Source organism: Nocardioides sp. HB32 (genome assembly GCF_054058995.1).
Window position 1 is genome coordinate 2,791,959 of record NZ_JBSSBS010000001.1, and the last position, 22,876, is coordinate 2,814,834.

Below are 22,876 nucleotides of genomic sequence, written 5' to 3' on the forward strand. Positions count from 1 at the left end.
CCGTCCCGTGAGGCGGAGAAGGAGGTAGGGCGTGCCCCTGCATGCCACCAGCAGCCCCGCGATCCTCGTCCTCGAGGACGGGCGCACCTTCCACGGCGACTCGTACGGCGCCCCGGGCGAGACGTTCGGCGAAGCGGTCTTCAACACCGGCATGACCGGCTACCAGGAGACGCTCACGGACCCGTCGTACCACCGGCAGGTCGTGGTGATGACCGCGCCGCACATCGGCAACACCGGCATCAACGACGAGGACCAGGAGAGCCGCAGGATCTGGGTCGCCGGGTACGTCGTCCGCGATCCCGCCCGCCGGGCGTCCAGCTGGCGGTCGCGCCGGAGCCTCGACGAGGAGCTGCGCGAGCAGGCCGTGGTCGGCATCTCCGGCATCGACACCCGGGCGCTCACCCGCCACCTCCGCGAGCGCGGTGCGATGCGCGTCGGCATCTCCTCGACCGAGACCGATCCGTCCGCGCTGCTGTCGCGGGTCAAGTCGTCCGGCGAGATGACCGGCGCCGAGCTGGCCTCGGAGGTGTCGACGACGGAGACGTACGTCGTGCCGGCGATCGGCCCGAAGAAGCACACCGTCGCCGCGCTCGACCTCGGGATCAAGAGCATGACGCCGCACCGGATGGCCGAGCGCGGCATCGAGGTGCACGTGCTGCCCGCGACCGCGAGCCTCGAGGACGTCCGGGCGGTGTCGCCCGACGGGCTGTTCTTCTCCAACGGCCCCGGCGACCCGGCCGCGACCACCCACCAGGTCGAGGTGCTGCAGGGTGCGCTCGCCGAGGGGATCCCCTACTTCGGCATCTGCTTCGGCAACCAGCTCTTCGGCCGTGCGCTCGGCTTCGGCACCTACAAGCTCAAGTACGGCCACCGCGGCATCAACCAGCCCGTGATGGACCGCACCACCGGCAAGGTCGAGGTGACCGCCCACAACCACGGCTTCGCGGTCGACGCGCCGCTCGACGGCAGCACGACCACGCCGTACGGCGAGGCGAGCGTGAGCCACGTCTGCCTCAACGACGACGTCGTCGAGGGACTCGAGCTCCGCGACGGCGACGGGCGGCTCAAGGCCTTCTCGGTGCAGTACCACCCCGAGGCCGCCGCAGGCCCGCACGACGCCGCCTACCTCTTCGACCGCTTCGTCAGCCTCATGGGGTCTCGATACGCCGGTCGCTCGTCCCTCACGACCGGCTACTCGACCACCGAAAGCGAGGGATGATGCCCAAGCGCGACGACATCAGGTCCGTGCTGGTGATCGGCTCAGGGCCGATCATCATCGGCCAGGCCTGCGAGTTCGACTACTCCGGCACCCAGGCCTGCCGGGTGCTCAAGGCCGAGGGCCTGCGGGTGATCCTGGTGAACTCCAACCCCGCCACGATCATGACCGACCCGGAGTTCGCGGACGCGACGTACGTCGAGCCGATCACGCCGGAGTTCGTCGAGAAGGTGATCGCCAGGGAGCGCCCGGACGCGCTGCTGCCGACGCTGGGCGGGCAGACCGCGCTGAACGCGGCGATCGCGCTGCACGAGCGGGGCGTGCTGGAGAAGTACGGCGTGGAGATGATCGGCGCGAGCTTCGACGCCATCCACCGCGGTGAGAACCGCGAGCTGTTCAACGGGATCGTCGCGAAGATCGGCGGCGAGGTCGCCCGCAGCTTCGTGTGCCACTCGCTCGACGACTGCGAGAAGGCCGTGGTCGAGCTCGGCTACCCGGTCGTCGTGCGGCCGTCGTTCACGATGGGCGGCACCGGCTCCGGCATCGCCTACGACGAGACCGACCTGGCCCGGATCGCCGGCGCCGGGCTGGCCGCCAGCCCCACCACCGAGGTGCTGATCGAGGAGTCGATCATCGGGTGGAAGGAGTACGAGCTGGAGGTGATGCGCGACAAGGCCGACAACGTCGTGATCATCTGCTCGATCGAGAACCTCGACCCGATGGGCGTGCACACCGGCGACTCGATCACCGTCGCGCCGGCCATGACGCTGACCGACCGCGAGTACCAGCACCTGCGCGACCTCGCCATCGGCATCATCCGCGAGGTCGGGGTCGACACCGGCGGCTGCAACATCCAGTACGCCGTGAACCCGGCGGACGGCCGGGTGATCGTCATCGAGATGAACCCGCGGGTCTCCCGCTCCTCCGCCCTGGCGAGCAAGGCGACCGGCTTCCCGATCGCCAAGATCGCCGCCAAGGTCGCGATCGGCTACACCCTCGACGAGATCCCGAACGACATCACCCGGGAGACGCCCGCGAGCTTCGAGCCGTCGCTGGACTACGTGGTGGTGAAGGTGCCGCGGTTCGCGTTCGAGAAGTTCCCGGGCGCGGACCCGACCCTGACGACGCACATGAAGTCGGTCGGCGAGGCGATGGCGATCGGCCGCAACTTCACCGAGGCGCTCCAGAAGGCGCTGCGGTCCCTGGAGTCCAAGGACGCGCCGTTCGACTGGCACCAGGAGTGGGTCGACCTCGACAAGGCCGCCCTGCTCACCGAGATCGCCACCCCGCACGACGGGCGGCTCAAGAAGGTGATGGACGCGATCCGCGCCGGTGCCACGCCGGAGGAGATCTTCGGTGCCACGGGGATCGACCCGTGGTTCGTCGACCAGCTGATGCTGATCAACGAGCTCGCCGCCGAGGTCACCGCCGCTCCCGAGCTCACGCCGGCGCTGCTGCGGAAGGCGAAGCGGCACGGCTTCTCCGACGTGCAGATCGGCAAGATCCGCGGCATGAGCCCGGACGTCGTCCGCGGTGTCCGGCACGCGCTCGGCATCCGCCCGGTCTACAAGACCGTCGACACGTGCGCCGCCGAGTTCGCGGCGGCCACGCCGTACCACTACTCGTCGTACGACGAGGAGTCCGAGGTCGCGCCGCGGGAGAAGCCGGCGGTGATCATCCTCGGCTCGGGTCCGAACCGGATCGGCCAGGGCATCGAGTTCGACTACTCGTGCGTCCACGCCTGCCTCGCGCTGAGCGAGGCCGGCTACGAGACGGTGATGGTCAACTGCAATCCCGAGACGGTCTCGACGGACTACGACACCTCGGACCGGCTGTACTTCGAGCCGCTGACGCTCGAGGACGTGCTCGAGATCGTGCACGCGGAGGAGCAGGCCGGCCCGGTCGCGGGCGTCATCTGCCAGCTCGGTGGCCAGACGCCGCTCGGGCTGGCCCAGGGGCTCAAGGACAACGGCGTCACGATCGTCGGCACCTCGCCCGAGGCGATCCACCTCGCCGAGGAGCGCGGCGCCTTCGGCCGGGTGCTCCACGAGGCCGGGCTCCCCGCGCCCAAGCACGGCATGGCGACGTCCTTCGCGGACGCCCAGGAGATCGCGGCCGAGATCGGCTACCCGGTGCTGGTGCGCCCGTCGTACGTCCTCGGCGGCCGCGGCATGGAGATCGTGTACGACGACGCGGCCCTCGAGGGCTACATCGAGCGCGCGACGGAGATCAGCCCGGAGCACCCGGTGCTGGTCGACCGGTTCATCGACGACGCGGTCGAGATCGACGTGGACGCGCTGTACGACGGCGAGGAGCTGTTCCTCGGTGGCGTCATGGAGCACATCGAGGAGGCCGGCATCCACTCCGGTGACTCGTCGTGCGCACTGCCGCCGATCACGCTCGGCGAGGCCGAGATCGGCCGGATCCGGCAGGCCACCGAGGCGATCGCCCGCGGCGTGGGTGTGCGGGGACTGCTGAACATCCAGTTCGCGCTCGGCTCGGACGTGCTCTACGTGCTGGAGGCCAACCCGCGCGCCAGCCGGACCGTCCCGTTCATCTCCAAGGCGACCGCGACCCCGCTGGCCAAGGCCGCCGCCCGCGTGATGATGGGGGAGTCGATCGCCGCGCTGCGCGCCGACGGCGTCCTCCCCGCGGAGGGCGACGGCGGCACGCTGCCCCCGGACCAGCCGATCGCGGTCAAGGAGGCGGTGATGCCGTTCAACCGGTTCCGCACTCCCGACGGCCGGCAGGTGGACACGGTGCTCGGCCCCGAGATGAAGTCGACCGGCGAGGTGATGGGCCTCGACGCCGACTTCGGCACGGCGTTCGCCAAGGCGCAGGCCGGGGCGTTCGGGCCGCTCCCGACCACGGGCAAGGTGTTCGTCAGCATGGCCAACCGCGACAAGCGGCACATGATCTTCCCGATCAAGGTGCTGGCCGAGCACGGCTTCGAGATCCTCGCGACACAGGGCACCGCCGAGGTGCTGCGCCGCAACGGCGTGCGGACGACGGTGGTGCGCAAGCACTGGGAGGGCGAGGGGCCGAACGGCGAGAAGACCACCGTGCAGCTGATCCTCGACGGCGAGATCCAGCTCGTGGTCAACACGCCGAACGGCTCCGGCTCGGGCGGCTCCGCGCGCGTCGACGGCTACGAGATCCGCACCGCGGCCGTGATGGCGAACATCCCGTGCATCACCACGGTCCAGGGCCTCGGCGCCGCGGTCCAGGGGATCGAGGCGCTCGAGCGCGGCGAGATCGGCGTGATGTCGCTGCAGGACTGGGCCCGCCGCTGATGTACCGCGCCTTCTTCGACCGGGTGCTGACCCGGACCGACCCGGAGCGGGCGCACCACGGCGCGTTCCGGGCGATCCGGGCCGCGCGGCCGGTCACCCGCCTCCGTCGTACGCCGGGGGAGCCGGTGTCCGCGCTGGGGCTGACCTTCCCCAACGCGCTCGGCCTGGCCGCCGGCTTCGACAAGAACGCCGTCGGCGTCGACGGCCTCGGCGCGCTCGGGTTCGGCCACGTCGAGGTCGGGACCGTCACCGGCGAGGCGCAGCCGGGCAACCCGGCGCCGCGGCTGTTCCGGCTGCCCGAGGACCGTGCGGTCGTGAATCGGATGGGCTTCAACAACGACGGCGCCGAGGCGGTCGCGCAGCGACTGAAGGCCCGCGGCCGTCGGCCCGGACCCGTGCTCGGCGTGAACATCGGCAAGAGCAAGGTCGTGCCCGAGGACGAGGCCGTGCGCGACTACGAGAAGTCCGCGCGGCTCCTGGCGCCGTACGCCGACTACCTGGTCGTCAACGTGAGCTCACCGAACACGCCGGGCCTGCGCAACCTGCAGGCGGTCGAGAAGCTCGAGCCGATCCTCACGTCGGTGCAGAGGATCGCGGCGCTCGACGACCGGCGCGTACCGCTGCTCGTCAAGATCGCCCCCGACCTGGCCGACGAGGACGTGCTCGGTGTCGCCGACCTCGCGCTCGCCGTCGGGCTGGACGGCATCATCGCCACCAACACCACGATCTCCCGCGATGGCCTGCGCACCCCGTCGGCCCGGGTCGAGGAGGTCGGTGAGGGCGGGTTGTCCGGTCGGCCGCTCGCCGGACGCGCGCTGGAGGTGATGCGGCTGCTGCGCACGCGGGTGGGGCCGGATCTCTGCCTGGTCGGCGTCGGCGGCATCACCACGGTCCAGGACGCGCGCGACCGCCTCGAGGCGGGCGCGACCCTGCTCCAGGGCTACACCGCGTTCGTCTACGAGGGCCCGCTGTGGCCGCGCCGGATCATCGAGGGAGTGTCCGCATGACCTTCGGTTCTCGACTGCACGCCGCCATCGAGGCGCGCGGCCCGTTCTGCGTCGGCATCGACCCGCACGCCGCGCTGCTCACCGACTGGGGCCTGGCCGATGACGTGGCCGGGCTCGAGACCTTCGCGCTCACGACCGTCGAGGCGGTCGCGCCGTACGCCTCGGTCGTGAAGCCGCAGTCGGCGTTCTACGAGCGGTTCGGCAGCCGCGGCGTCGCCGTCCTCGAGCGGGTGATCGCGGATTCCCGGGCCGCCGGTGCCCTGGTGCTGCTCGACGTGAAACGCGGTGACATCGGCTCCACGAGCCAGGCGTACGCCGATGCCTACCTCGATCCCGCCTCGCCGCTCGCCAGCGACGCGATCACGGTCAGCCCGTTCCTCGGGTTCGGTTCCCTGGACCCGCTCGTCGACACCGCCCGGCGCCACGACGCCGGGGTCTTCGTCCTCGCGCTGACCTCCAACAAGGAGGGGCCCGAGGTGCAGCACGCCACGATCGACGGCGGCGGCACGGTCGCCGGCCGGATGCTCGACCACCTGCGTCACCTCAACGCGGATGCCCGGCCGCTGGGCTCCTTCGGTGCGGTCGTCGGCGCGACCATCGGGTCGACGGAGGAGAACCTCGCGTTCAACGGCCCGATCCTCGCGCCCGGGTTCGGTGCCCAGGGCGGCACCATCGCCGACGTACGCCGGATCTTCGGCTCGAACGCCGTCCTCCCGAGCTCCTCGCGCGAGGTGCTGCGACTCGGGCCGGACCGCTCGGCCATGCGGGACGCCGTGCTGCGGACCAACGACGAGCTGCGCGGATGAGGAGGCTCCTCGTGGCCGCGCTGCTGCTCCCGCTGCTGCTGACCGGGTGCGGCTCGGACCAGGACACCTACTGCAGCGCGGTGAAGGACCACCAGCAGGAGCTCAGCGACCTCGTCGGCAGCGGCGGCCCGGACGCGCTCCTCGACGCGCTGGACATCTTCGAGGACCTCCAGGACAAGGCCCCCGGCGACATCACCGACGAGTGGCAGCAGCTCGTCACCAGCATCCAGGGCCTGCAGAAGGCACTCGAGGACGCCGGGGTCGACCCGGCGACGTACGACCGCGACCACCCGCCGTCCGGTCTGAGCGCCGACGACAAGGCGCGCGTCGATGCCGCCGCGAAGGCGCTCGGCAGCGGCACCACGCTCCGCGCCCTCCAGGACCTCGACCAGCAGGCGCGCGACGTCTGCAAGACGCCGTTGACGTTGTAGCGGCGGGCGGTCGCCCGGGCCGGCCTGTGCCCGCCGATGCGGACCGACGCGGGCCGATCCGGGTCGGCGGTGAGTCAGCCACCGTTTGCCGGGTCGAAAGGGTGGCTGGGGCACCGCTGACCCGCGCCAGCCCCCACGAGCCCGGGCCGGCGGTGGACCAGCCACCTTCTGCGCGGCCGAAAGGGTGGCTCACGCACCGCCCACCCGCGCCGACCAGCTCCGGTCCGGGCCGGCGGTGGAGCAGCCACCTTCTGCATGGGCGAAAGGGTGGCTCACGCACCGCCCACCCGCGCCGACCCCGCATCGACCCGCGACCACCCGGCCGACCCGCCCCCACCCATACCGGCGCACTGCCGACAACGAACCCTCGATTGCTGGCCCACGAGTGTTCTGACTAGATTGACCTCGCACCCGACCGGGCGAGATCGCCCGAGGCCCACCCACCTCTCGAAGGACCCTCCCGTGGCTCTGCCCCCGCTCACCCCTGAACAGCGCCAAGCGGCCCTGGAGAAGGCCGCCGCCTCCCGGCGGGAGCGGGCCGAGGTGAAGAACCGGCTCAAGAACTCCGGCGCGTCGATCGTCGACGTGCTCGAGGAGGGCCAGCGCAACGAGGTGATCGGCAAGATGCGGGTCGTCGACCTGCTGCAGTCGATGCCCGGGCTGGGCAAGGTGCGCGCTCGTCAGCTGATGGAGCGGCTCGGCATCGCCGAGAGCCGCCGGGTCCGCGGCCTGGGCGCCAAGCAGGTCGCCGCGCTCCAGAAGGAGTTCGCCGCGCGTGACTGACGCGCAGGACCCGTCAGCGGCAGCGCGTCGTTCCCGTCTCGTCGTCCTCGCCGGGCCCACCGCGGTCGGCAAGGGCACCGTCGCCGCCGAGGTGCGCGCCACCCACCCCGAGGTGTGGATCTCCGTCTCCGCGACCACCCGTCAGCCCCGGCCGGGGGAGGAGAACGGCGTCCACTACTGGTTCGTCTCCGACGACGAGTTCGACCGGATGGTCGCCGACGGTGACCTGCTCGAGTGGGCGGTCGTCCACAAGGCGGCGCGGTACGGCACCCCGCGGCAGCCGGTCGACCTCGCGCTGGCCTCCGGGCGCCCCGCGATGCTGGAGATCGACCTGCAGGGCGCCCGCCAGGTGCGCCGCACCATGCCCGACGCCCTGTTCGTGTTCCTCAAGCCGCCCTCGTGGGAGGAGCTGGTACGCCGGCTGGTCGGCCGGGGCACCGAGAGTGCGGAGGAACGCACCCGCCGGCTGGAGACGGCGCGGGAGGAGATGGCCGCCGAGACCGAGTTCGACGTGACGATCGTCAACCACGAGATTCACGCTGCAGCCGAGGAGTTGGTAGCCTTGATGAAGCCATCCCCGACTGATCTGTGAGGCTTTAGCGTGTCCGGACCCACCATCGCCGCCGAGGGCGTCACCAATCCCTCGATCGACGACCTGCTGACGAAGACCGACAGCAAGTACAAGCTGGTCCTCTACAGCGCCAAGCGCGCCCGGCAGATCAACGCGTACTACTCCCAGCTCGGCGAGGGCCTGCTGGAGTACGTCGGCCCGCTGGTCGACACCCACGTGCAGGAGAAGCCGCTCTCGATCGCGCTCCGCGAGATCAACGACGACCTCCTGACCTGCGAGGACATCGATCCCGCCGAGCTCGCCGCCGAGGAGGCCGCCGCCGCGGCTGCCGCCGCGGACGCCGGCAACTGACGACGAGTGGTCCACTGACCACCACCACGTCCATCGAGGCCGTGCCCCCGACGGGGGCACGGCCCGGCTCGGTTCTGAGGGTGGTTCTGGGCGTCTCCGGCGGCATCGCGGCGTACAAGGCCTGCGAGCTGCTCCGGCTGTTCACCGAGTCCGGCCACGACGTGACCGTCGTGCCGACCGCGGCCGCGCTGGAGTTCGTCGGCGCGCCCACTTGGTCGGCGCTGTCCGGCAAGCCCGTCTCGACCGACGTCTGGAGCAACGTCCACCAGGTGCCGCACGTCCGGATCGGCCAGTCGGCCGACCTGGTCGTCGTCGCGCCGGCGACCGCCGACGTGCTCGCGAAGGCGGCGCACGGCCTCGCCGACGACCTCCTCACCAACACGCTGCTGACCGCCCGCTGCCCGGTCGTCTTCGCCCCGGCGATGCACACCGAGATGTGGGAGCACCCCGCGACCCGCGCCAACGTCGCCACCCTCCGCGAGCGCGGTTGCCTGGTGATCGAGCCCGCCGAGGGCCGGCTCACCGGCAAGGACACCGGCAAGGGCCGGCTGCCCGAGCCGCCCGAGATCTTCGACACCTGTCGCGAGGTCCGCCTGGCGCGCGGTACGACCACCCCGGACCTGGCGGGTCGCCGGGTGGTGGTCTCGGCCGGCGGCACCCGCGAGTACCTCGACCCGGTCCGCTTCCTCGGCAACCGCTCGTCGGGTCTCCAGGGCTACGCGCTGGCCCGCGCCGCCGCCGCGCGGGGCGCCGAGGTCACGTTGGTGGCCGCGAACACGTCCCTGCCCGACCCGGCGGGGGTGAAGGTGGTCCGGGTGGAGACCACCGGCCAGCTGCGGGACGAGGTCGTCAGCGCGGCCGCCTCGGCCGATGCCGTCGTGATGGCCGCGGCGCCGGCCGACTTCCGGCCGGTCGACCCGAGCGGCACCAAGATCAAGAAGGCCGCCGACGGCTCCGCGCCGTCGATCGACCTGACGCAGAACCCCGACATCCTCCACGAGCTCAGCACCGAGCGCGCCCGTCCCGGCCAGGTGATCGTCGGGTTCGCGGCGGAGACCGGCGACGACACCGGCAGCGTGCTCGACCTGGCCCGCGCCAAGCTCGCCCGGAAGGGCTGCGACCTCCTCGTCGTCAACGACGTCAGCGGGGGAGCGGTGTTCGGCAGCCCCGAGAACGAGGCCGTGATCCTGGCTGCCGACGGCGCGGCCGTCGAGGTCCCGCGCGGGTCGAAGGCAGCCCTTGCCCATGTCGTCTGGGACGAAGTCACCCGACGACTTGCCTCTCGTTAGGGTGTGCGCATGACCGGACGTCTCTTCACCTCAGAGTCTGTGACCGAGGGCCACCCCGACAAGATCGCCGACCAGATCAGCGACTCCGTGCTCGACGCGATGCTCGAGCAGGACCCGTACAGCCGGGTCGCGGTGGAGACGCTGCTCACCACCGGCCTGGTGGTCGTCGCGGGCGAGGTGACCACGACCGGCTACGTGGACATCAAGCAGAAGGTCCGGGACCGGATCCTGGCGATCGGCTACGACTCGTCACTCAAGGGCTTCGACGGCGCCTCGTGCGGCGTGATGGTCGCGATCGGCGGCCAGTCCGGCGACATCGCGCAGGGCGTCGACACCGGCCACGAGAGCCGCACCGGCTCCGTGGACGCCATGGACAAGCAGGGCGCCGGCGACCAGGGGCTGATGTTCGGCTACGCCTGCGACGACACCGACGTGCTGATGCCGCTGCCGATCGTGATCGCGCAACGGCTCGCCGAGCAGCTCAGCGCGGTCCGCAAGGACGGCACGCTGCCCTACCTGCGGCCGGACGGGAAGACCCAGGTCACCATCGAGTACGACGAGGCGAACCGGCCGGTCCGCGTGGACACCGTGGTCCTCTCCTCGCAGCACGACGAGGACACCGAGCTCGACACGCTCGAGGCCGACGTCAAGAAGCACGTCATCGACCCGGTGCTCGCCACCTTCGACATCCCGTCCGAGGGCTACCGGCTGCTCGTGAACCCCACCGGGCGCTTCGTGGTCGGCGGCCCGATGGGCGACGCCGGCCTCACCGGCCGCAAGATCATCGTCGACACCTACGGCGGCATGGCCCGGCACGGCGGCGGCGCGTTCTCCGGCAAGGACCCCTCGAAGGTCGACCGCTCGGCCGCGTACGCCATGCGCTGGGTGGCCAAGAACGTCGTGGCCGCGGGGCTCGCCACCCGTTGCGAGGCGCAGGTCGCCTACGCGATCGGCAAGGCCCAACCCGTCGGCGTCTTCATCGAGACCTTCGGCACCGGCGTGGTGAGCGACGAGCAGATCCAGCAGGCCGTCCTCGACGTGTTCGACCTGCGGCCGGCCGCGATCATCGCGGACCTGGACCTGCTCCGCCCGATCTACGCCAAGACCGCGGCGTACGGTCACTTCGGCCGGGAGCTGCCCGAGTTCACCTGGGAGCGCACCGACCGCGCCGAGGAGCTCCGCGCAGCCGTCGGCCTCTGACGCGCCCCGCCGCGTCGGCGGACGCTGGTAGAACTTCGCCCATGACCGACGCCCAGCCCGAGCTCCTGCCCGGACTCGTGCGGGCGCAGGTGACGGCCTCCCGGGCGAAGGCGCGGGAGACCCGGGCGCGCAAGGCCGCCGAGGCCGAACCGGCGGCGGTCGATCCGGTCGCGCGGGTGCTGGTCGACGTGCCGCTGGCGCACCTGGACCGCACCTTCGACTACGCCGTGCCCGCCGCGATGTCCGACGCGGCCGTGCCGGGTGCCCGAGTCAAGGTCCGGTTCGCGGGGCAGGACGCGGACGGGTTCGTGCTCGAGCGGGCCGCGGCCTCCGACCACGCCGGACGCCTGGCCCCGCTGCGCCGCGCCGTCAGCCCCGAGCCGGTGCTCACACCCCCCGTGGCGGCGCTCGCGGGCGAGCTCGCGACGCGGTACGCCGGCACCCGCTCGGACGTGCTGCGCCTCGCCGTCCCGCCTCGCCACGCCACGACCGAGAAACAGCCCACACCGGCCGCGCCGGACGGCCGTCCGTACGACGCCCGGGCAGCCGAGTCCGCCTGGGCCGGGCACGAGCCCGCGACGGCGTACCTGCGCCACCTGGCCGACGGCGGCAGCCCGCGGGCCGTGTGGACCGCCGCGCCGGCCACGGACTGGACGCTGCTGGTCGCGCACGCGGTCGCGGCGACGCAGGCGTCCGGCCGCGGCGCGCTGGTGTGCGTGCCCGACGGCAAGGACGTGGCGCGCCTGGACGCGGCACTCACCGCGGTGCTGGGTCCGGACCGGCATGTCGCCCTCACCGCGGACGTCGGCCCCGCCCGTCGGTACGCCGACTTCCTCGCCATCAGCCGTGGGGCCCGGCGCGTCGTCGTCGGGACCCGCGCCGCGGCGTTCGCGCCCGTGCACGACCTGGGACTGGTGGCGGTGTGGGACGACGGTGACGACCTGCACGCCGAGCCCCGCGCGCCGTACCCCCACACCCGCGAGACGCTGCTGCTGCGCGCCGAGCGGGAGGGCGCGGCGGCGCTGGTGGGCGGCTACGTGCGGACCGTCGAGGGCGAGTACCTCCTCCGCACCGGCTGGGCGCGGGAGCTCGCCGCGGACCGGGCCGCCCGCCGGGCGGTCACCGTCTCGATCGTCGGAGAGAGCGACGCACGGGCGCGCGGGGGCCGGGTGCCGCGCGAGGTGCACCTGCTGGTCCGCGAGGCCCTCGAGAGCGGGCCGGTGCTCGTGCAGACGCCGCGGCTCGGCTACGTCACTGCCCTTGCCTGCGAGCGCTGTCGTACGCCGGCGCGCTGCCCGGCCTGCACCGGACCGCTCGCGCTCACCGGTCCCACGACGCCGCCGGCCTGCCGGTGGTGCGGGACGGCCGCCGACCCGTGGGCGTGTCCCGAGTGCGGTCACCGCGGGCTGCGGGCCCCGGTGCTGGGCGACGCACGGACGGCGGAGGAGCTCGGCCGGGCGTTCCCGGGCACGACCGTCCGGACCAGCTCGGGTGAGCGGGTCGTCGCCACGGTCGGGGACGAGCCCCAGCTCGTGGTCGCCACGCCCGGGGCGGAGCCGGTCGCCGCGGGCGGGTACGCCGCGGTCGTCCTCCTCGACACCTGGCTGCTGCTCTCGCGGATCGACCTGCGCGCGGAGGAGGAGGCGCTGCGCCGCTGGGCGAACGCCGCGGCCCTGGCCAGGCCGGGCGGCCGGATCGCTGCGGTCGGGGACCCGGCCCACCCCGCGCTCCAGGCGCTGGTGCGCTGGGACCCCGCCGGCTTCGCGGACCGGGAGACCACGCAGCGGGTCGAGGCGCACCTGGCGCCGGCCAGCCGGCTGGCGACGATCACGGGCGAGCCGGGCGCGGTCGACGATGCGCTGACCCTGCTCGCCGCGCCCGCCAGTGCCGAGGTGCTCGGGCCGGTCGACGTCGCGGACGGGCAGAGCCGGGTCGTAGTCCGGGTCCCACGCGCCCAGGGCACCGAGCTGTCCGCCGCGCTGCTCGAGCTCCAGCGGCTCCGCTCGAGCCGCAAGCTGGACGCGGTCCGGATCCAGGTCGACCCACCGACCCTCTGACCGTCTCGGGCCGTCCCTAGGATGGTCCCGTGGCCATCCAGCCGATTCGCCTGTTCGGGGACCCGATCCTGCGCAAGCCAGCCGTCGAGGTCGTCGACTTCGACAAGGAGCTGCGCCGGCTCGTCGAGGACCTCACCGAGACCATGCTCGCCGCCCCCGGTGCAGGCCTGGCCGCGCCCCAGATCGGCGTCGGCCTGCGCGCGTTCACCTGGCACGTCGACGGCGAGGTCGGCCACCTCGTCAACCCGCGACTCGAGCTCTCGACCGAGCTCCAGGACGGCCCCGAGGGCTGCCTCTCGATCCCGGACCTCACGTTCGACTGCAAGCGCGCGCTGTCGGTGGTCGCGCACGGCTTCTCCATGTACGGCGAGCCCGTGGTGGTGCAGGGCTCCGAGCTGCTGGCTCGCGCGATCCAGCACGAGACCGACCACCTCGACGGGGTGCTGTTCGTCGACCGCCTCGACACCGACGCCCGCAAGGCCGCGATGCGGGCGATCCGCGAGTCGGAGTGGTTCGGCCTCGAGCGACCGACCGTGAAGGTGTCCCCGCACGCCACCAACGGCCTGGGCCTCTAGGCGATGCGGCTCGTCTTCGCGGGCACCCCCGAGGTGGCCCTCCCGTCGCTCGACGCCATCGCGGCCTCCGACCACGAGCTGGTCGGTGTCGTCACCCGCCCGGACGCCCCTGCCGGCCGGGGCCGAACGCTGGTCGCGAGCCCCGTCGCGCAGCGCGCCGAGCAGCTCGGCGTACCCGTCCTCAGGCCGGCCCACCCGCGCGAACCGGACTTCCAGGAGGCCCTGCGCGCGCTGGCCCCGGACTGCTGCCCGGTCGTGGCGTACGGCGCGCTGCTGCCGCAGTCCGCACTCGACATCCCGGTCCACGGCTGGGTGAACCTGCACTTCTCGGCGCTCCCGCACTGGCGGGGCGCGGCCCCGGTGCAGCACTCGATCTGGGCCGGCGACGAGGTCACCGGTGCGACCACCTTCCGGATCGTCAAGGAGCTGGACGCCGGGCCGACGTACGGCGTGATGACCGAGCGGATCCGGACCACCGACACCGCGGGTGACCTCCTCGCCCGGCTGGCCGAGGGCGGGGCGAGCCTCCTGGTCGCCACGCTCGACGGCATCGCCGACGGCTCGGTCGAGGCTCGTCCCCAGCAGGCCGAGGGCGTCTCGTACGCCCCGAAGATCGAGGTCGACGACGCCCGGATCGACTGGACGCGGCCCGCGGTCGCCGTGGACCGTCAGGTCCGCGCGTGCACGCCGGTGCCCGGTGCCTGGACGACGTACGCCGGTGAGCGGCTCAAGGTCGGGCCCGTCCGGCCGGTCGAGGCGGTGCTCCCCGCCGGCGAGCTGGCGGTCGCGAAGAACGAGGTGCTGGTCGGCACCGGCAGCTCCGCCGTACGCCTCGGCGAGGTCCGGCCCAACGGCCGCAAGCAGATGTCGGCAGCCGACTGGGCGCGTGGCGCCCGTCTCGAAACGGGGTCCAGTCTGGGGGACAGCGGTGAAAGCTGACGCCAGCGCCGATACGGTCGTCGCCATGAGCGGGTGGACGAACTCTCGGGAACCGGGGAAGCCAGCCACGGATGGCTGACGTCCAGGCCCGCAGGCCGGCCCGCCCGGGCGTCGATCCCGTCCGGCTCGCCGCCCTCGAGGTCCTCAAGTCCGTGCGCGTCGACGACGCCTACACCAACCTGGTGCTGCCGTCGGTGCTGCGTGACTTCGGCCTCTCCGGCCGGGACGCGGCGTTCGCGACGGAGCTCGTCTCCGGCACCATCCGCCGCCGCGGCACCTACGACGCGATCCTGGCCGCCTGCATCGACCGGCCGGTGAGCAAGGTCGAGGCGAAGGTGCTCGACGCGATGCGGCTCGGGTGCCACCAGCTGCTGTCCATGCGGGTGCCCGCCCATGCAGCCATCAGCACCACCGTGGACCTGGTCCGGGCCAAGGGCAGCTCCGGCGCCGGCGGATTCGCGAACGCCGTCCTCCGCCGGGTCGCCCAGCAGGATCTGGCGGCCTGGCTGGGACAGGTCGCGCCCGACCCGCGCGTCGCGCCGACCCGCTACGCCTCGATCGCCTACAGCCACCCGCGCTGGGTGGTCGATGAGCTGCGCTCGGCGGTGGGGGCCGAGGAGCTCTTCGACCTGCTCGCCGCCGACAACGAGCCGCCCCGGGTGACCCTGGTCGCCCGTCCCGGCCGGAGCACCCGCGACGAGCTGCCCGGCGAGCCGACGCCGTACTCGCCGTTCGGCAGCGTGCTCGCGGGCGGAGACCCGGGCGAGGTCGCCGCCGTTGCCGGGGGACGCGCGGGGGTGCAGGACGAGGGATCGCAGCTGGTCGCGGTCGTGATGGCCGCGGCCACGGTCGAGGGCCGCGACGAGCGCTGGCTCGACCTGTGTGCCGGCCCGGGTGGCAAGGCGGCGCTGCTGGCCGCGCTCGCCGCCCAGCGCGGCGCCGGGCTGGTCGCCTCCGAGCGCCAGGAGCACCGGGCCGGCCTGGTTCGGCGCTCGCTGCGCGGCGCCGACGGCGTGACCGGGATCGTGACCGCGGACGGCACGGTGCCGCCGTACCGGGCTGCCTCCTTCGACCGGGTGCTCGTCGACGCCCCCTGCACCGGTCTGGGTGCGCTGCGCCGCCGGCCGGAGGCCCGCTGGCGCCGCCGCGCGGACGACCTGCTGGGGCTCGTGCTGCTGCAGCGGCGCCTGGTCTCCGCGGCGATCGGGCTGGTCCGGCCGGGCGGCGTGGTGCTCTACGCCACCTGCTCGCCGGTCCTCTCCGAGACGCGCGGCGTGGTCGGCTCGGTGCTGGAGACGCATCCCGACGTGCGGCTCGAGGACGCCGTCCCGCTGCTGCCCGGGGTCCCGCGCTGCGCGGGCCCGGTGCCCGGCACGATCCAGCTGTGGCCGCACCGGCACGGCACCGACGCCATGTTCATGGCGCTGCTGCGGCGGACCGGGTAGAGCCCAGGCCGAGGTCCGATCCTCGTGTCGGTGCGGCAACATCCCTCATATCGAGGGCGCCCACCGGCCATCGCCAGGAATACGTTGACGACGGACCAGCTCGGGTGGGTCCGCTCCCGCCCGTCCCGTGAAAGACCCCTCAGAAGGGACGATCCCATGCGTCAACTCACGTTGGCGGCCGCTGCGGGGTCCGCAGCGTTGCTCGCCACGTTCACCGCCACGGCAGCGCCCGCCACGACGGTGGCGCCCCTGGTGCCGCTCGCAGCGCAGGCCCCGGAGTCGGCCTTCACCGACGCCGCGGCTGCCGCCGACCCGGTCGCCTGCCAGCGGCCGGCGCCGGACAACCGCGTCTCCACCACCATCCACTGCTACACGCCCGACCAGATCCGGGCGTTCTACGGCCTCTCTCCGCTGACTCCCTCGACGAACGACGGTGCGGGCCAGACCATCGTGCTGGTGGACTCCTACGGCAGCCCGACCGCGGCCGAGGATCTCGCCTTCTTCGCCGAGACCTTCAGCGGTCCGACGCCTGACTTCGAGGCGGTCTTCCCGATCGGCAAGCCGGGCTACAAGGACCCGCCGGGCAACGGATCTGGGACCTCCGGACCTGCAGCCGCTATCGGCTGGGCCGGTGAGGCCAACCTCGACGTGCAGTGGGCGTACGCGATCGCGCCGAAGGCGCACATCGTCCTCCTCGCCACGCCGCCCGCCGAGACCCAGGGTGTGCAGGGTCTGCCGAACCTCATGAAGGCGATGGACTGGGCCGTCGGGGCCTACCCGGCCGGCACGGTCTTCTCGATGTCGTTCGGGACCAGCGAGGAGGCGTTCGCCTCTCCCGCCGCGGCCAGGTCGGCCTTCGCCAGGTTCGACGCGACGTTCCAGCGCGGCCAGGCCCGCCACGACACCTTCTTCGCCTCCTCCGGTGACGACGGGTCCCTGGGTGTGGGCCGGGCGCACCACCAGGGGCAGACGCTGGACCACCCCTCCACGAGCTACCCGAACTCATCTCCCTACGTGACGTCGGTCGGCGGCACGCAGGTCCAGTCCGGCTGGACGTGGAACCCCACCTCGGACAAGCCGTTCAACGACGACGGGTCCCGCAACCCGGCGTACTGGGCGTGGACCCCGGCCGGTAGCAGCGAAGCCGTCTGGAACGAGACCTGGGGCCCGATCAGCACCGGCGGCGGTCTCTCCAGCGTCTACGCCCGCCCGTCCTTCCAGAACGGCGTCGCCGGCGTGGTGGGCAACCACCGCGGCGTCCCCGACCTGGCGTGGAACGCGGCGGTCAACGGCGGCGTGCTCGTCTTCCACAGCTACTTCCCGAAGGCAGCCGGGCCGCCGCTGTGGGGTGTCTTCGGGGGAACGTCGGCCTCCTCGCCGCAGGTGGCGGCACTGACCGCGATCGCCAACCAGGGCCGGACCGCGCTGGGGAAGCCCGGGATCGGTGACCTGAACTCGGTGATCTACGCGTCGGGGTTCGCCAAGTCCACGGCCTTCACCGACATCGTCCCGCGGGTCTACGGCACCGCGGCCAGCGGTGTCCTGGATGACAACCAGATGTGGGAGTACGCCGCGGACGGCACGGTCCACCCGGGCCCTGTCGCGGGCATGCCGACCACACCGGGGTACGACCTGACCACCGGCTGGGGCTCGCCCAAGGCGGCCGGATACGTGTCACAGCTCATCGCGCACTGATCGACCCGAACACGGCGGCGGGCACCTGTGGGGGCCCGCCGCCGTCGCGTCCGGTCCTCGTGCTCGGAGCGACGGCCACCCCGTCAGTCGACCCAGACCAAGGTGGTGGTCACCGATGAGCAGCAGCGCTGCGCGGTGCAGCCGGGGCCGGGTCGCCCGCACGAAGTCCGAGAAGTCCTCCGCATCGTTCCTCGTCACACCTTCAGACTCCCGGGCCGCGATCGCGCTGCAGGCGGAGGTGGATCAGTCGAGGACGTGGCGCAGGTAGCGCCCAGGCGCCTCCAGGTAGCGGCGCCAGTGCTGCACGAGCTCCAGCTCCTCCCAGGTCGTACGCCGGACGCCCCAGTCGCCCACCTCGAGGATCGTGGCGCCCGGCATCGCGGCGAGGACGGGGGAGTGCGTGGCGCAGAGGACCTGTCCGCCGGACTCGACGATCCGGCCCAGCGCGCCGATCAGCGCGAGGGTGGAGGAGAACGAGAGGGCAGCCTCGGGCTCGTCGAGGCAGTAGAAGCCGGGGGAGTCGAAGCGCGTGCGCAGCACCTCGAGGAACGACTCCCCGTGGCTCATCTCGTGGAAGACCGGGTCGCGCCGGGCAGCGTCCTGGGGTCCGGGGTTGTCCTCGAGGTAGGAGTAGTAGCCGTGCATCGTCTCGGCACGCAGGAAGAAGCCCCACCGGCCGGCGCCGAGGCCGCGCTGGAGCCGCAGCGCCCGGCCGAGGGGAGACTCCGAGGCGCGCGTGGCGTGCCGGCTGCCGGTCGACCCGCCCTCGGCGCCGAGGCCGTAGGCACTCGCGACCGCCTCCACGATCGTGGACTTGCCCGAGCCGTTATCGCCGACCAGGAAGGTCACGAACGGCGAGAGCTCGAGCCCGTCGTCCGCGAGCTGGGCGACCGCCGGGATGGTCATCGGCCACTGCCCGCCCGGCAGGGCCAGCTCCGGGTCCACCCACGCCCGCACCACCGGCGGCTGGTCGAAGTCCATGCGAGCACCGTAGGCACAGCCACCCCCTAGATTGGGGCCATGCCCTCGAAGTCGCCGTCGGTGGAGATCGAGGTCGACGACCGCGTCGTCCGGGTCTCCAACCCGGATCGGGTGTACTTCCCGGACAGCGGTGCGACGAAGCTCGACCTCGTCGAGTACTACCTCGCCGTCGGGCCCGGGATCGTGAACGCGCTGTTCGAGCGGCCCTGCATGCTGCACCGGTTCCCGAAGGGGCTGGCCGGCGACAAGGTGCACCAGAAGCGGCTGCCCGCCGGTGCCCCGCCCTGGGTGGAGACCGTCGAGCTGCACTTCCCCCGCTGGAACCGCACCGCCGACGAGCTGTGCGTCACCGAGCTCGGTGCGGTGATCTGGGCGGTGCAGATGTCCACGGTCGAGTTCCACCCGTGGAACAGCCGCCGCGCGGACACCGAGAAGCCCGACGAGTGGCGCATCGACCTCGATCCCGGGCCGCTCTGCGACTTCGACACCGTCCGCCGGGTCGCGCACGTGGCGCACGAGGTGCTCGACGAGCTGGGCGCGGTCGGCTTCCCGAAGACGAGCGGCAGCAAGGGCATGCACGTCTACGTCCGGATCAAGCCCGAGCACGGCTTCAAGGAGGTACGCCGGGCGGCGCTCGCGTTCGCCCGGGAGGTCGAGCGCCGGGCACCCGAGGACGTCACCACGACGTGGTGGACCAAGGACCGGGACCCGCACCAGCTGTTCGTGGACTACAACCAGAACGCCCGCGACCACACCATCGCCGCGGCGTACTCCGTCCGCGGCCTCCCCGACGCGCGGGTCTCCACGCCGATCCGCTGGGACGAGGTCGACGACGTCGAGCCCCGCGACCTCACGATCTTCACCGTGCCTGCACGGTTCGCCGAGATCGGCGACCTGCACGCCGACATCGACGACCACGTCTTCGACATCGCGCCCCTGCTGGAGTGGCCCGACCCCGAGGCCTGACGGGTCGTCCGCCTCTGGCGCGTGAATACGCCACCCTGGGGCGGACGACCCGACCTCACCCCGTCGGGCGAGCCTGAGCATGCCGGCCCAGGGGAACTCCCACGCGCGTGACCGCCCGCGCCGAGCTGCTCCGCACCGTCCGTGACACCGCCCGGGATGCCTTCGGCCACGAGACCCTGCTCCCGGGGCAGGCCGAGGCGACCGCGGCGCTGCTCGACGGCCACGACGTGCTGCTGATCGCGCCGACCGGCTCGGGCAAGTCGCTGGTCTACCAGCTCGCCGGCCTGCTCATCGACGGTCCCACGATCGTGATCTCGCCGCTGCTCGCGCTGCAGCAGGACCAGATCGCCAAGCTCGAGGCGGCGGGCGCGCGGGTGCGCGCCGGCCGGATCAGCTCGGCGGAGTCCGAGGCGGCCCGCCGTGAGGCGCTCGAGGCGGCGGCCGCCGGGTCGCTCGAGTTCCTGTTCCTGGCACCGGAGCAGCTCGCCAACTCCGACGTGCGTGAGCGCGTGGCCGCCCTCCGCCCGAGCCTGGTGGCGGTCGACGAGGCGCACTGCGTCTCGGCCTGGGGGCACGACTTTCGGCCCGACTACTTCCGCCTGGGCGACCTCCTCAGGGAGCTCGGCCGCCCGCGGGTCGTGGCGATGACGGCGACCGCCGCGCCGCCCGTGCGCGAGGAGGTGCTGGAGCGGCTCTGCCTCGACGCCCCCGAGACCGTGGTGACCGGCTTCGAGCGCGACAACCTCGCGCTGGCAGTGATCCGGCACGTCGACGCCGACGACCAGCGTGCGGCCGTGCTGGACGCCGCGGCGGAGGCGGAGGGGCCTGGCATCGTCTACTGCCGCACCCGCCCCGCAGCGGAGGAGTACGCCGCCGCGCTCGTCGAGCGCGGCCGCCGGGCCACGGCCTACCACGCCGGTCTCGGCCATCGCCGTCGCTCGGAGGCGCAGGAGGCGTTCATGGCCGGCGGGCAGGACGTCGTGGTGGCGACGTCCGCCTTCGGCATGGGCATCGACAAGCCCGACATCCGCTGGGTCCTGCACGCGCAGGCACCCGAGTCACTGGACAGCTACTACCAGGGGGCGGGCCGGGCGGGCCGCGACGGCGAGCCGGCGACCTGCACGCTGCACTACCGCCCCGAGGACCTCGCGCTGGGACGGTTCTTCAGCGCCGGGGTGCCGAAGCGCGCGGACGTCGAGGCCGTCTCCGCCGCTGCCGCCGAGGTCGGCACCGAGCCGCGCGCGGTCGCCGAGCGGTCCGGCGCCGGTCCCCGCAGGGTCGGACGCATCCTCAACCTTCTCGAGCTGGCCCGGCAGTCCGACCCCGACGCGGACCCGGTCGCCCGGGCGATCGAGCTCGCCGAGTCCCACCGGAGGCTGGAGCGCTCCCGCGTCGAGATGGTGCGTGCGTACGCCGAGACCGACCGCTGCCGCGCCGAGTTCCTCGTCGGCTACTTCGGTGAGCGGCTCGCCCGCCGGTGCGGGGTGTGCGACAGCTGCCGGGCCGGCACTGCGCCGGACCCGGTCGAGCCCGGCGACGCGGCGTACTCCGTGCAGGACCGGGTGCGGCACGAGGCATTCGGTCCCGGCGTGGTCACCGACGTCGAGGAGGACCGGCTCACCGTGCTGTTCGACGAGGTGGGCTACCGCACCCTGGCGCTCGAGATCGTCGAGGACGACCTGCTCCACGCCCTAGACTGATCGTCCGTGGGGCACATCCAGATCACGCCGAGCATCCTCAACGCCGACTTCGCGCGCCTCGGCGCGGAGGTCGGACGGATCGGCAGCGCCGACTGGGTCCACGTGGACGTGATGGACAACCACTTCGTCCCGAACCTGACCTTCGGTCCGACGATGGTCGAGGCGCTGGCCCGCAGCACCGATGTACCCCTCGACGCGCACCTGATGATCGAGGACGCCGACGACAACGCGCTGGCGTACGTCGAGGCCGGCTGCGGCTCGGTCACGTTCCACGTGGAGGCGGCGAAGGCGCCGGTCCGGCTGGCCCGCGAGATCCGGGCGCACGGCGCCCGCGCGGCGATGGCACTGAAGCCCGCGACGCCGATCGACCCCTACGAGGACCTGCTCGCCGAGCTCGACATGGTCCTGGTGATGACCGTGGAGCCGGGCTTCGGCGGCCAGCAGTTCCTGGACCTGTGCCTGCCCAAGATCCGGCGCGCCCGCGAGCTGATGGACAAGCACGGCGTCGAGACCTGGCTCCAGGTCGACGGCGGCGTCTCGCTCGACACGATCGGGCGCTGCGCCGAGGCGGGCGCCGACGTGTTCGTGGCCGGGTCGGCCGTCTACTCCGCCGACGACCCCGACCGGATGGTGGCCGAGCTGCGGGCCCGGGCCGAGGCCGCGCGAGGCTAGCCGGTGGCCGGCCGGGCCGCGACCTCCCGGAAGGTCTGCGCCCCGTCGGTGGAGACGTAGAGCCGGTCGAGGGTGCTCACCCAGACGACCGGGCCCGTGGTCTGCCTCCGGTCGAGGGACGCGCCGAGCGCCAGGAGCGGCCCCCAGGGTCGCTGCGGCGCCGGCAGCGCCGGCGTGAACGCCGGGCGCCACGGCCGGTACGACGCCCAGTCGTCGCCGGCACTGATCCAGAGACCGTGCCACACCGGGTTCTCCCGCCCCCGCCGGTCGCCGCTCCAGGCGTCGAGGAGGGCGAGCAGCCGGCCGTCGGGGAGCACCACCTGGCCGCCGGTGTACGCCTGCTGGCCGTGGGTCATCGGGACGTCGAACCGCTCCCACGGGCCGCCGCCGACCGAGCGCACCAGGCGCTCGAACGGCGCCAGGGTCGCGCCGTCGTGGCCGCCCTGCTGCGCGCGGGTGCCGTCCTGGAGGGAGAGGATGTCGCTGGTCAGCAGCCCGCCCGTGCCGGGAGCGGGGGAGGGCCTGGTGACGCGCGGCTCGTGCGCGGACCATGCGCGGTACGTCCCCGGGGCGTACGACGCCGTCTCCATCCGGTCGTCGCTGGTCACGATCGCGCCGAACGTGTGGCCGTGCCGGCGCAGCACCCACCAGGCATGGACGACCAGGCCGTCCGGTCCCGGGCGGACCGTGACGTCCGAGAGCGTGGCACCGGGGTCGGCGACCACTTGCTCCAGCGTCGGCCGGTCGGAGGTCGTGGCGACGACGGCCGGAGCCCCGGATCGGGCGGCCGGCTCGCGGGGGTCGTCGCTGCACCCGCCGGCCAGGAGGGCGAGGGCGGCGGCCGCGAGCCCGGCGGTGGTCTTCACGCGGCTGTGACGCTCCTGGTCCCGGTCGGGTTG

Annotated in this window: 20 protein-coding genes; 18 read left to right on the forward strand and 2 right to left on the reverse strand. The window is 73.0% G+C overall.

What is annotated here, in order from left to right:
* Positions 1–31: 31 nt before the first annotated feature.
* The 15 genes from carA to ACVW2K_RS14120 all read left to right on the forward strand — a co-directional run bounded on the left by carA (position 32) and on the right by ACVW2K_RS14120 (position 17,658).
* The gene (carA, locus tag ACVW2K_RS14050) at positions 32–1,219 is read left to right on the forward strand and encodes a glutamine-hydrolyzing carbamoyl-phosphate synthase small subunit (RefSeq protein WP_457202913.1); all 1,188 of its coding nucleotides are present in this window, start codon (positions 32–34) and stop codon (positions 1,217–1,219) included.
* Positions 1,219–4,509, forward strand: a complete 3,291-nt coding sequence (carB, locus tag ACVW2K_RS14055) for a carbamoyl-phosphate synthase large subunit (protein ID WP_457202914.1) — start codon at positions 1,219–1,221, stop codon at positions 4,507–4,509. The genes carA and carB overlap by 1 nt, the downstream gene beginning before the upstream one ends.
* Positions 4,509–5,516 (forward strand): quinone-dependent dihydroorotate dehydrogenase, encoded by a 1,008-nt coding sequence (locus ACVW2K_RS14060; protein WP_457202915.1) that lies wholly within the window; start codon positions 4,509–4,511, stop codon positions 5,514–5,516. The genes carB and ACVW2K_RS14060 overlap by 1 nt, the downstream gene beginning before the upstream one ends.
* On the forward strand, positions 5,513–6,322 hold the full coding sequence (gene pyrF / locus ACVW2K_RS14065; RefSeq protein ID WP_028636742.1) for an orotidine-5'-phosphate decarboxylase: 810 nt from the start codon (positions 5,513–5,515) through the stop codon (positions 6,320–6,322). Before ACVW2K_RS14060 ends, pyrF begins: the two co-directional genes overlap by 4 nt.
* Positions 6,319–6,753, forward strand: coding sequence for a hypothetical protein (locus ACVW2K_RS14070; protein WP_457202916.1), 435 nt, complete (start codon positions 6,319–6,321; stop codon positions 6,751–6,753). The genes pyrF and ACVW2K_RS14070 overlap by 4 nt, the downstream gene beginning before the upstream one ends.
* Before the next feature lie 462 nt (positions 6,754–7,215).
* Complete coding sequence (gene mihF, locus ACVW2K_RS14075; RefSeq protein WP_028636740.1) at positions 7,216–7,536, forward strand: integration host factor, actinobacterial type; 321 nt, start codon at positions 7,216–7,218, stop codon at positions 7,534–7,536.
* Positions 7,529–8,128 (forward strand): guanylate kinase, encoded by a 600-nt coding sequence (gmk, locus tag ACVW2K_RS14080; protein ID WP_457202917.1) that lies wholly within the window; start codon positions 7,529–7,531, stop codon positions 8,126–8,128. The genes mihF and gmk overlap by 8 nt, the downstream gene beginning before the upstream one ends.
* Before the next feature lie 9 nt (positions 8,129–8,137).
* Positions 8,138–8,458 carry a DNA-directed RNA polymerase subunit omega gene (rpoZ, locus tag ACVW2K_RS14085; RefSeq protein ID WP_028636739.1) on the forward strand — a complete coding sequence of 107 codons (321 nt, stop codon included), beginning with the start codon at positions 8,138–8,140 and terminating at the stop codon, positions 8,456–8,458.
* A gap of 80 nt (positions 8,459–8,538) precedes the next feature.
* Positions 8,539–9,747, forward strand: a complete 1,209-nt coding sequence (gene coaBC / locus ACVW2K_RS14090) for a bifunctional phosphopantothenoylcysteine decarboxylase/phosphopantothenate--cysteine ligase CoaBC (RefSeq protein ID WP_457202918.1) — start codon at positions 8,539–8,541, stop codon at positions 9,745–9,747.
* 9 nt (positions 9,748–9,756) lie between these two features.
* Positions 9,757–10,947, forward strand: a complete 1,191-nt coding sequence (metK, locus tag ACVW2K_RS14095) for a methionine adenosyltransferase (protein WP_028636737.1) — start codon at positions 9,757–9,759, stop codon at positions 10,945–10,947.
* 41 nt (positions 10,948–10,988) lie between these two features.
* A complete protein-coding gene (locus tag ACVW2K_RS14100; protein ID WP_457202919.1) occupies positions 10,989–13,004 on the forward strand; it encodes a primosomal protein N' in 2,016 nt (671 codons plus the stop codon).
* Positions 13,005–13,033: 29 nt separating this feature from the next.
* Entirely contained in the window at positions 13,034–13,579 is a 546-nt protein-coding gene (def, locus tag ACVW2K_RS14105; RefSeq protein WP_457202920.1) for a peptide deformylase, read from the forward strand.
* 3 nt (positions 13,580–13,582) lie between these two features.
* Complete coding sequence (gene fmt / locus ACVW2K_RS14110) at positions 13,583–14,518, forward strand: methionyl-tRNA formyltransferase (protein WP_457202921.1); 936 nt, start codon at positions 13,583–13,585, stop codon at positions 14,516–14,518.
* 71 nt (positions 14,519–14,589) lie between these two features.
* The gene (locus ACVW2K_RS14115; RefSeq protein WP_028636733.1) at positions 14,590–15,963 is read left to right on the forward strand and encodes an RsmB/NOP family class I SAM-dependent RNA methyltransferase; all 1,374 of its coding nucleotides are present in this window, start codon (positions 14,590–14,592) and stop codon (positions 15,961–15,963) included.
* A gap of 156 nt (positions 15,964–16,119) precedes the next feature.
* Entirely contained in the window at positions 16,120–17,658 is a 1,539-nt protein-coding gene (locus ACVW2K_RS14120; RefSeq protein ID WP_457202922.1) for a S53 family peptidase, read from the forward strand.
* 243 nt (positions 17,659–17,901) lie between these two features.
* Here the strand turns inward: ACVW2K_RS14120 and ACVW2K_RS14125 are convergent, their stop codons facing one another.
* Positions 17,902–18,639, reverse strand: coding sequence for an AAA family ATPase (locus ACVW2K_RS14125; protein ID WP_457202923.1), 738 nt, complete (start codon positions 18,637–18,639; stop codon positions 17,902–17,904).
* 39 nt (positions 18,640–18,678) lie between these two features.
* On the opposite strand from ACVW2K_RS14125, the gene ligD reads away from it, so the two are divergent.
* The 3 genes from ligD (at position 18,679) to rpe (ending at position 21,977) form a co-directional block, all read left to right on the forward strand.
* Complete coding sequence (gene ligD, locus ACVW2K_RS14130; RefSeq protein ID WP_457202924.1) at positions 18,679–19,605, forward strand: non-homologous end-joining DNA ligase; 927 nt, start codon at positions 18,679–18,681, stop codon at positions 19,603–19,605.
* A gap of 107 nt (positions 19,606–19,712) precedes the next feature.
* Positions 19,713–21,305, forward strand: a complete 1,593-nt coding sequence (locus ACVW2K_RS14135; protein ID WP_457202925.1) for a RecQ family ATP-dependent DNA helicase — start codon at positions 19,713–19,715, stop codon at positions 21,303–21,305.
* Positions 21,306–21,311: 6 nt separating this feature from the next.
* Positions 21,312–21,977 carry a ribulose-phosphate 3-epimerase gene (rpe, locus tag ACVW2K_RS14140; protein WP_028636728.1) on the forward strand — a complete coding sequence of 222 codons (666 nt, stop codon included), beginning with the start codon at positions 21,312–21,314 and terminating at the stop codon, positions 21,975–21,977.
* On the opposite strand, the gene ACVW2K_RS14145 is transcribed toward rpe, so the two are convergent.
* Complete coding sequence (locus ACVW2K_RS14145) at positions 21,974–22,843, reverse strand: hypothetical protein (protein ID WP_457202926.1); 870 nt, start codon at positions 22,841–22,843, stop codon at positions 21,974–21,976. The two genes, rpe and ACVW2K_RS14145, sit on opposite strands and share 4 nt — an antisense overlap.
* Positions 22,844–22,876 lie beyond the last annotated feature (33 nt).